General features: G+C 46.8%; 7 protein-coding genes. 2 read left to right on the forward strand and 5 right to left on the reverse strand.

Going from position 1 to position 9,883, the window contains the following annotated elements:
- Positions 1 to 1,275 precede the first annotated feature (1,275 nt).
- On the forward strand, positions 1,276 to 1,452 hold the full coding sequence (locus LEPBO_RS43085) for a hypothetical protein (RefSeq protein ID WP_154660844.1): 177 nt from the start codon (positions 1,276 to 1,278) through the stop codon (positions 1,450 to 1,452).
- A gap of 212 nt (positions 1,453 to 1,664) precedes the next feature.
- Here the strand turns inward: LEPBO_RS43085 and LEPBO_RS0131050 are convergent, their stop codons facing one another.
- From LEPBO_RS0131050 to LEPBO_RS38850, 3 genes are all read right to left on the reverse strand, one after another.
- Positions 1,665 to 2,183: a hypothetical protein gene (locus LEPBO_RS0131050; protein ID WP_017291503.1), complete on the reverse strand. Its 519-nt coding sequence runs from the start codon at positions 2,181 to 2,183 to the stop codon at positions 1,665 to 1,667.
- The gene (locus LEPBO_RS0131055) at positions 2,176 to 2,760 is read right to left on the reverse strand and encodes a hypothetical protein (RefSeq protein ID WP_017291504.1); all 585 of its coding nucleotides are present in this window, start codon (positions 2,758 to 2,760) and stop codon (positions 2,176 to 2,178) included. Before LEPBO_RS0131055 ends, LEPBO_RS0131050 begins: the two co-directional genes overlap by 8 nt.
- A 212-nt stretch (positions 2,761 to 2,972) precedes the next feature.
- Positions 2,973 to 3,395, reverse strand: a complete 423-nt coding sequence (locus LEPBO_RS38850) for a helix-turn-helix domain-containing protein (protein ID WP_017291505.1) — start codon at positions 3,393 to 3,395, stop codon at positions 2,973 to 2,975.
- A gap of 894 nt (positions 3,396 to 4,289) precedes the next feature.
- Between LEPBO_RS38850 and LEPBO_RS43090 the strand changes: the two genes are divergently transcribed.
- A complete protein-coding gene (locus tag LEPBO_RS43090) occupies positions 4,290 to 6,311 on the forward strand; it encodes a pentapeptide repeat-containing protein (protein ID WP_017291507.1) in 2,022 nt (673 codons plus the stop codon).
- A gap of 183 nt (positions 6,312 to 6,494) precedes the next feature.
- Here the strand turns inward: LEPBO_RS43090 and LEPBO_RS38860 are convergent, their stop codons facing one another.
- Positions 6,495 to 8,177: a group II intron reverse transcriptase gene (locus tag LEPBO_RS38860; protein ID WP_225885756.1), complete on the reverse strand. Its 1,683-nt coding sequence runs from the start codon at positions 8,175 to 8,177 to the stop codon at positions 6,495 to 6,497.
- 746 nt (positions 8,178 to 8,923) lie between these two features.
- Positions 8,924 to 9,633, reverse strand: a protein-coding gene (locus tag LEPBO_RS41970; RefSeq protein WP_394368081.1) for an IS1 family transposase whose coding sequence is annotated in 2 segments (ribosomal slippage) — positions 8,924 to 9,348 and positions 9,348 to 9,633 — 711 coding nt in all. Because the reading frame shifts where the segments join, the coding sequence is not laid out codon by codon here.
- Positions 9,634 to 9,883: the final 250 nt, after the last annotated feature.

Here is a 9,883-nt window from a genome sequence, read left to right on the forward strand (position 1 = left end):
CTGAACATACACTCATGCAATCCCTACTCTATCCATATCTATAAGCAATCCATATCTATCCGGTCCTATACAATTTTCTTATGCATATCTATGTTGATCCCTACAAGCATCTCATCCCTACAGCCCCTTAAATCACTGGTATATATAGGTTTTAGCCACTTATCCCCTTATGCAATCCGTTTGTTGATATGCTCATCCATATTAAATATTTATATCAATATCAGGCGTATGTATATCATATTTGATTGCATCATCCAATTTAGTTTTGGATTGCTTATAGATATACATATTTAGATTGCATGGCATAAGTGATTTCTATCATTCTGTTGGCACGAGCATCTATCCAATCATCCCCTTAGACACGTCTAGAATGCTGCCTGAGTCCTGAACAGTTCTAGGTTGATAATCTGGATGCTTTCTGGAGTTAGCCGCTCTGACCCCCACTTAAATCTGATTGGTGCGATCGTTGAATATTGAGAACTTTGGCTGGTGCGATCGTTGAATATTGATGTCGCGTTCGCCAATAATTGACCAAAATCCCGCGGCTATTGGTCCGCTGGGGAAAGAGCTAAAAATTGCGCTATACAGGCATTTGAACCTTATTCCACATTCCACTCCTTCTCCTCAAAATCTCACGCTGTTAGTCCGAATTTTTTCTAGAAGATCCCACGCTATTTGTCCTCCAATCTCGAAAACGATTGCCAGGATACAGTTTCCCGCTTTGAGAAGACTCAATCACGATCGCTCCAGGACGACTCTTCTTAATTCCTCCTAACAAGCGCTCCTCCCTTCAAATCCCTACCTGATCAATGTTTTGGGCGCTGAGGACAAATAACATAGGATCGGTGTCAGTTTTCGCTGAACGCGACAGCAACTCTCATCACTCGCAGATACGATCGCTCCCCTATCGTTCCCATGAATGAAAACAGAATCGCTCGTTAAATGCGGCTTAAACACTGGAATTACTCGTTCCTTTGCGTTTGGTTAGTTGGCACAGTCAACGCCCCTAGTCTCGATTTTGAGTGATCGCACTGGATTGATTCTGCCTACTCGTTTTCGTAGATTGGCTGGATATTGATATGCATGTTTGATATGTTTTGATATGAATATGGATATGGATGTTGGTCTATGAGAAACGGCACCCCACCCTCTGCGATCGCTCCCCTTAATTGCTTCGGTTTAGCTTCTCGCTTTGTCAGTGTTTCTATCAGCTAGAAAGTTTGTCGCTCTGGTTTTGTTGCTTCGATCTTGATCTCTTTCTTAGAGGTCTCTGTTATGTCTCCTGACCTGTCTCCACTTCAACAACTAGCCGTTCGCCTGCTTCGCTGTCTCGTTCTCTCTCAAGCCGATCAACTCTCCATCGAAGACGTTATCTCTGAACGCGCTCAACAACGCGATTGCTCCCGCGCTCTCGCCGCTCAGATGCTTCACAAAATTGCTTGGAACTTCTGACCTCCTGCTTGCTCCTGTTTTCCTGTAAACCTGATCGTGATGGATTCAACTCCTGATTTGCAATCGCGGTTGGTTCATGAATCGCGGTTCCTGCGAAGTTGCGCTCTGCACTAATCGCACTCAGCTCCATTCACCCCCAACAACTCTCTCTCGAAAACATGGAAACCTTGAAAACATGGAAACTCAATGCCCTCGTAATTCAGGTCTAGGGACTAGGCAGACTTAGAGATCTGGAGAAATTCTGTCCATTGAGCTTGAATCGATGCTGTCGCCAGTTGGACAATTTCCCCCCACTCTGCCTCGGATAATAATTCACGCAGAACTGCCTTCAGTTGGGCACGAATCGGCTTGGCTTCGGTCTGCTGTTGATCTTCATCCACAAGGGCGGCAAAGTAGCTTTGTTGCTCCTCGGTTAAATTCCCAAGGTGTTGCCGAATGCGGCGTCTACCTTCTGCGATCGCGACATCTCTCCCTGCCCCTAAATTCACCGATTCAACCAGTTCCGCAAATTCACTCAGCACCATCGATTGCAGTCGCACTTCGCGCCGCATCCACTTCACTTGCTCCGACGTGAGCGGTTTCGGATTACGCGAGTAGGCGGGAAATCCTGCACCAATATCACCCTCATGCTCTGCTTCTAGCGCCATTAATTCTGCCAGGGTCGAGGGATGAGTGAGATCGTCCATCAATTCCCCCGTTGGCTCAATCGGCTGCTGTCGTCGCTCATTCATCGTCCATTCCCCAATCCGAAAGTGGTTGAGTTAATCTGCCGTATTCAAAGTATCGCAAATTTTCTTTCTCTGGATCTCGCCCATAATCGGGCATGTTCTGCCGTTGGTAAAACGCTTCCGCTTCGGGTAGCGCATGAAGCCCGACTCGTCCCTCATACCCTAATGTATAACTCCGTCGCCTTGCATAAAGCAGTAAGGCGGCACCCACACCTCGCAAGTAAGGGGGATCATCTAAACTCCGTCGATTCCAAGGCGCTGACGCTAAGGCTTCAATATATACAATTCGATGCGCCAGGTTACGCCACGAATAATGCCACTGCGTTTCAATCCACAATAACCCTTGGGTTAAGCCTTCATATTCGACCGCATATGCTTCAAATCGGTCATCCAAAACCGATAGTCGTTTCTTCCATGCCCAACTCCAAAACCCGTCGTCTTGCCCCAAGGTTTGCAATATCCCACGCCAAACGTCCTCGAAGTCATCAACGTGCTGCTGCTGCATTCGCACGAGTTGTGCCTGGACAGGTTCACTATTCCCAGTCTGTAACCCAATTGCTCCCATTCTCAAATCGATCATTGATCAATTCCTGAATTCTACAGGACTGCTTCCCAATTCAGTGAGATGGCAGGTAATCATGCAGGGGGAATCGTTGATTTAGATTGCCTAATTTTGATATATATATCTGATATGCTTATGATATGGATCGAGGCGCGACCCCAAAGAGAAGCGATCTCACAAAATTGCTCGCAACCTCTGACCTCCTGCTTGCTCCTTCAACTTCTAACCCCTCACGGGTTTTCAGAATTATAGGTTTCACTACTCCAGCCAATGGAGCGGCAACGCGATCGCTCTTCCTGTCGTTCCAGCTCACTTTGCAAGACCCGATAGACACTCGCTCGACTTGGTGGATGAGAGTCTCCGATTTCGATTGCCCGTGCTGCTACTCGAACAGCAACCTGGGCACGGCTCCTGCGCCGTCCTCCCCGATTGCCCGCTCGATATGTTTGCAGAATGTAATCACTCCAATCTTCATCGAGTCGCTGCTCTCCTCGATCCGATCTCCCTTGTCGCACAATCCCATCGACACCTTCAGTTTGCCACGCTTTTATCAAAAGCTGCACGTTTCGTACCGTCATATTCAATTGCTGGGCGATTTCCTGCTGAAGCGCGAGATAAGTTTGACGATCTGGTGCATTCGCCAATTGCTGCATCGCTTTGATGCGCTCCTGCTCAATCTTGGTGAATGAGCGCGATCATACAAAGACCAATGCGGGGTCTGCAACTGATGCAGATCGATCCACTTCCTCCATTGCCTTACCTAATGGTTGCGAAATTTAATCTGAGATTTGTCGCAGTTACTCTACACCCGCACAAGACTGCTTCAGCTCGCGCTTTACACAATTTCTCTGTTCGTAATATCTCGTAAATCGCGAAATTTAATTTGAGACAACTGCTCCAGAAATTTACGAAAAATAATTTGAGACGCACTTCGGCTCTCACTCAAGTTGTACTACTCGATGCTCAGTTCTAAGCCTAGTGACAGTTTTAGCGTTCTAATCACGAAATTTAATTTGAGACGAAACGAAAAATAATTTCAGACTCGACAAAAAGGGGCACAATCGCGCTTCATCAGTAACGTACGTTCAATGGTTTAGAGAACTTTCAAAGCTCAAATCACTAAAATTGCGTAAGAGCCAAAATAATTTGAGACTCGACACTTGGGGTTGCTCCAGTTTTTCCTAAATCATCGCTGTTTCATTCGCAGTGCCGTTCCAGAACGGGTGGGCAAGAGTCTAAAGCAGTTGATGATGGGTGCGAGTCATCTCCACTGATTAGAACTATTAGGGTTCCAGCTCTTCCGACAAGCTTAACTCGACAAGCCTTTTCGATTCAGATCATCCTCGAAATGAGGAGCAGATTTGTCGTGCCACTGTTACCTTAAAACCGCCCTTTTTGAACCATGCCGTTTGATGTGCAAGTTGCCACAGTGTTCAAGAAATACAGTGTTCAAAAGATCTTGTTTCGGTTACTGGTATTCAATAAACAAAAGTAATTTCTGTAACACTTAAGCAACCGAGAGATCTCTATGTTATTTCTATAGAGAAATGATTGACGTTGCCCCTGATATGAACGATTTTTCTCGTCAGAATCTGCGTGGTTGGAATTTCAAAGGTCAAGATTTGACTGGGGCGGATTTTTCGGGTGCGGATATTCGAGGAGCAACGTTTACCAATGCGATTTTGAGAGAAGCAAAGTTTACTGGAGCAAAGGCAGGATTGCGAAAGCGCTGGGTGATTCTTCAAGCGGTGAGTGCTTTGGTGCTTTCAGCGCTTCTAAACTTTGTTTCGATATTTTTTACTGCTGCGATCGTCGCCTCTTACTTCACACCGAAAGGTATTCAGCAATATACGATTCTCCCAGGGTTAGCCTTTCTCTTCGTATTAGGAGCAGTTTATTTTGCGATCGCTTGTCGAGGCGCAACAGCTAAAGCGTTTGGAACGATCATGCTCTGCGTCGCAGTCGCAGTCGCAATCGCAGTCGCAGGCGCAGTCGCAGGCGCAGTCGCAATCGCAGTCGGAATCACGGTCACAGGCGCAGTCGCAGGCGCAGTCGCAGCAGGCGCAGTCGCGACCCTACTTACAGTCACAGTCGCAGTCGGAGTCGGAGTTGCGGTTGCAGGCATAGTCGCAATCGCAGGTACAGGCACAGGCGCAGTTGGCGCTGCATTCGCATTCGCACTCGCACTCGCAGGCAGCGTCGTAATCGGAATCGCAGGCGGAGTTACAGTTACAGTCGCAGTCTTGACGATGATTCTGAGCTTCTATGTTGCTTGGCGGATGTCTAAAGAAGATGAAAAGTTTGCATTAGCTCGAAGCTTTGGCATTACGCTTAGCGCTTTGGGAGGAACCAACTTTCAGGGTGCTGATCTAACAGGTACAACATTCTCAGGCGCATTACTCAAAAACACTAACTTTGCCAATAGCCGCAAGCAAGAAACAACCTTGACTCAAGTTTGCTGGAAAGATGCCAAGAAATTGAACCGCGCTCAGGTTGGAGACTCCATTCTGACGAATCGCAACGTTCGAGAACTATTAGTCACAGGCAAAGGCATCAATCAAAACTTTGAAAGCGCTAATCTCCGAGGCGCAGACTTAACTAGCGCTAAACTCAATGGCGCAATCCTCAAGTATGCTGATCTCGGTGAAGCCATTCTCACTTATGCCGATTTACAACACGCGAATCTCACCGAAGCGCAAGCCATTGGCGCTAATTTTACAGGTGCATACCTCACAGGTGCGTGTATCGAAGCCTGGAATATTGACAGCACCACAAATCTGCAAGATGTAGATGCCAAGTTTGTTTACTTACTTGAAAATGAACAAGAGCGCCGACCGAGCAGCAGCGAGTTTGCACCCGGAGAATTTACAACACTCTTTCAGAAAGCCTTAAACACGGTTGATTTAATTTTCCGAGATGGGATCGACTGGAAAGCCTTCTTCCAATCCTTTCAAGAATTACGATCGCAATACAGCGATGAAAATCTCTCCATTCAAGCGATCGAAAAGAAAAGCGATGGAGCTTTTATCATTCGCTTGGAAGTTTCACTCGAAGCAGACAAAGCAAAAATCGAGCGTCAAGCAAAACAACTTTATGAAGGGCAAATTCGACAGCTAGAAGAGCGAGTAGCGGAACACCAAGACAGTGTAAAATACTTGCGTCAAAGTAATGCGAATTTAGAAAAGGTTATTCAAACAATGGCTGAGAACCAATCTTCCAAATACGATTTTCGAGGTTCTAACATTGGTAACTTTATCGATACTGCTCAATCTGGAAGTCAACAAAGCAATATTCAATACGTCAACATGAGCCAAGATCTCACGCAAGCGGCTCAGCAGATTCAAGACTTACTGCAACAACTTCAGAATCAAGGTGTAACCGTCGCAGACTCTCAGCAACAGGTCGCAACTGATTTGGCAAACCAAGCCAAGACAAATCCTGCCATTAAGAAGAGATTAGCCCTGTGGGGCAAAGCAATGGCGAACAAAGCCAGTGAGACAACCGTAAGTGAGGCTGCAAAGCTGGTTCTCACACTGGCACTCAAAGCTGCCGGAGTCCCTTTACCGTAGTTGATACTATCCTCAAAGCACCTCCCAGTAACGCACCGCAACTTCAATCGAAGCCTGCGGAAAATCAGGTTCTGTTGCAAAAACTTTAAAGTGACAAACGAGACCAGTTGGTTAGGGTCGAGTAGCAGGTCGCCCTACTACCCTCCCTTTCGGAACCGTGCTTGCGAGTTTCCCAGCACACGGCTACTCAACAGTCCGGCTGTTGTCATCAGCACCTTCTACGCCGTGAATTGTGTCACGGGCAGATTTCACGTCATGGCAATGGCGATGAAGAGGTTGCAGATTCTCGAAGTGATCTGTTCCACCTTTCCGTTTCGGGATAATGTGGTCAACCTCAATCAGATCGCCTTCTACAAACAGCAATCCACATTCTGGGCATTTCCCTCGATACTTCTTGAGTAGTCGTGCTACTCGATTAGGTACTTCTGGGTGTTTGCCTTGTCTCGTACTCCAGTAAATTACGTCCCCATCAAAATAGCTCCGATCTCCTTTGACTTTCAGATGGCGTTTGATTGCGGTATCAGTGTGAGAAATGAGTTCTACCCCACTTTGAGTTGAGAAGGTCAACTTGCCATCAACATTGTGCCAATATCGGTTAAAGGTTTTAAGGTTCCATCTTTTGGTTCTGTATCTTGCCCAAGCTCTCAACTGTGAAGATTGGAGAATCCAATCACAGCGAGAGAAGATTTTCGAGCTACACACTGTGGAGTAATAATTACACCATCCCCGAATCAACGGGTTCAGTTGCCCAATTAGCCCCTCTTGTGATGCCGTCTTGTGCCGTTTAATGATGTTGCTTAATGCTTCCATGTGTAGCTTTATCTTCTGCTTGCTTGGTTTGATGATCGTCTTAAAGCCCAGCCTTTCACCTTTCCAGTTTCGACCCGATTGATGCTTACCAACCAGGTATTGGCGGATGTTGAATCCGAGGAAATCGAAGCCCACCTTTCCCTCATACGGGGTGAGCGTATGAGAGATGCAGGTCTTACTAGGCTTTAGCTCTAAGGACATCTCCTGTAACCAGGCTTGTGCTGCTAGTTTACACTTTTGAATTGTGTCAAGTGATGGGTCGAGAATTACAAAGTCGTCTGCATAGAACACAACCGTCAGTTGTTTTTGTGCTTTAATACTTTGACGAATGCTTCCTCGGATTGCTGTTTCCAACCCGTGTAGAGCGACCAAAGCTAGGAGTGGTGAAAGGTTTCCTCCTTGCGGTGTCCCTTCTGGTGTTGGGAATAACTGTCCCTCCATGACGACTCCCGATTTCAGCCAAGCCTTGATTTGCTTAGCAAGTTTCGGGAAGGTATTCAGCTTTTCTAGTAGCTTTTCCTGGTTGATTTTATCAAAACATTTCAGAATGTCCGCATCTAAGACATATTTGCTTTTATGCTTGATACTGAGAAAGATCGCTTCGATAGCATCATGAGCGCCTCGTCCAGGTCGAAACCCATAAGTACACGATTCAAACATCGCTTCCCATTCAGGCTCTAATGCAAGTTTAACGAGCATTTGCTTTGCTCTTTCAATCATACAAGGAATTCCTAACGGTCGCTTTTCCGTCGTTCCGGGTTTTGGAATCATCGCCCTTCGCGTCGGTTTTGCTTTTCCGCTTAGGGTCAGGAAGTTGACGAGGTGTAGTCGTTGATCAGGGGTTAAGGATTTAATTCCATCTATCCCTGCGGTTGACTTTCCTTGGTTATCCTGAGTGACTCGCCTGACTGCAAGGAGCTTAGCCGACCTAGATTTCATCAACAGTTTCTGGAGTCTGTGAACCTGCTTGGTATTCCCACGACGCTTGGCTTTGAAGATTCTGGTTTGGAGTCGATAACCGTCTTCTGGATTCGTTTCCAGTTGAGGTTTTTCCATTCATCGCTCCCCATTGCTGGGTGCATCATCGTCTTTACTCCTAGTAAAGGGTCTTCATTCCGTACTATCGGGTCTACGTCTGCATATCCTAGACATTACTCTAGGCATTGGCTTCTTAGACCATCCTTCACGCCTGTCCTTTCGGGTTTAGTCCCTGCTCCGAATCTTCGACCTTTCGGAGTGGAAACAGGTCGTGTTACTTCGTTCCTGGTATTCTTGGATTGTGTGTTTAGGTTCGTACTCTCCACCGGGCTTGCTTTGGGTATAAAAACCTGCTTAATTTTGAGAAACAGGTTCTGAAGCCAGTAACTTTTTTGTTTCCAGTGTTGTGGGAATTCAGGCGTTGCCTTACATTCCTTGCAGCCTAATTTCACTGGGTTCAATGTTGCGATGGTTCAGGCATACGTTCAAACTCAGTCCGCTTTACCCATGCACACTTGCTAGCCGGGATTTCTGAGTAAGGCTCTCAGATACCGACATTTAACCCCTCTTCATCCAATTGGCGCTAAACCGTTCAGATGGGAGTTATGCTGTCACGCCTTATACCTGGCGGATAGGATTAGCTGTCTGGTCTTAGTCAGAGGCAATCACCTATAAGAACATCAAGTTATCATCTGAGAGAGATTACAAGTGCGAACTCAACCCAGGTTGGGTTATCTCTCAGAAGCCCTACCTTATTGGCTTTTCAGCCTTTCGTGTAGGAACGAATCGCACCAAAATTGCATTAACTTCGGGTTCTGGTAGTCCTAACCAGGTAAGGATGCATTGTAGTGATGAATGAAGTACCAGATCGCTCCAATGTGATTGTCCACCTTCTTGGAGAACGACAAGGTTTTTCGCACCAACCGAGAGATTCTTTGACGCAGGGTGCAGTTGAATCGTTCAATCCGGTTGGTCAAACCACTCTCCTTGCCAACTGCCCGATGCCGTTGACTGGGTAAGACTGCTGCATACGCTGCCCAGAAGTCGGTATAGCAGATGGCACATTGTCGGTAGACTGGAGGCAAGGATTGCCACAAGGCTGTAGATCCCACTTCTGAACGGTTTCCGATATGCACGCCCACAATTTCCCGTGTCTCTGCATCTATCGCTAACCAAACCCACTGCTTGTTTCCTTGGTGGTCAACGAACGACCACAACTCGTCGCACTGGATGGTTAATCGCCCCTTTTTTTAGCGCTCACGCTCACCCGTCGCGGCACAGCACCATATTTGGCATTCACATAGCGTTGCAGCCATAGCTCAGAAACCCCGGTGACTCTCGCAATTCCTGCCAATGACAACCGCTCTAACAGCAACTTATCAATCAAGTCTTTAGTCGCCTGATCAATGAGTTTGTTCTGCGGGTCTTGCACGAACTGTCGTCTACAGTCTCGACAACGATAGTTCTGTTTGCCGTTATGGATTCTGCCATTTTTGACGACGTGTTTGGACTCGCAACTGGGACAAGAAAGCATGACTGCGACACCAGGAAAATCTAAACATCAGCTTTCATTTTATCCTTACCTGTTTAGGACTACCCCATACTGTTGTCCTCAAGTAAGTTTATGGGTAGACAAGGGCAGTACCGAAGAGATCAGAATTGCCCTGAGAATAGGCAAGGTCAGTGACGACTATGCAACGGGCGACAGCCAGATGACTTCTAACATATTGTCGCACTGACCTCGCTTCCTAGTCCTCAATGAACGAATCCTCAGGGACAGATTT

The organism is Leptolyngbya boryana PCC 6306, from assembly GCF_000353285.1.
Taxonomy (GTDB): domain Bacteria; phylum Cyanobacteriota; class Cyanobacteriia; order Leptolyngbyales; family Leptolyngbyaceae; genus Leptolyngbya; species Leptolyngbya boryana.

Coding starts and splice junctions, on each gene's coding strand:
- LEPBO_RS38860 (WP_225885756.1), bottom strand. CDS start 8,177: ATGGAAAAACCTCAACTGGAAACGAATCCAGAAGACGGTTATCGACTC.
- LEPBO_RS38850 (WP_017291505.1), bottom strand. CDS start 3,395: ATGCAGCAATTGGCGAATGCACCAGATCGTCAAACTTATCTCGCGCTT.
- LEPBO_RS43085 (WP_154660844.1), top strand. CDS start 1,276: ATGTCTCCTGACCTGTCTCCACTTCAACAACTAGCCGTTCGCCTGCTT.
- LEPBO_RS0131055 (WP_017291504.1), bottom strand. CDS start 2,760: ATGATCGATTTGAGAATGGGAGCAATTGGGTTACAGACTGGGAATAGT.
- LEPBO_RS43090 (WP_017291507.1), top strand. CDS start 4,290: ATGATTGACGTTGCCCCTGATATGAACGATTTTTCTCGTCAGAATCTG.
- LEPBO_RS0131050 (WP_017291503.1), bottom strand. CDS start 2,183: ATGAATGAGCGACGACAGCAGCCGATTGAGCCAACGGGGGAATTGATG.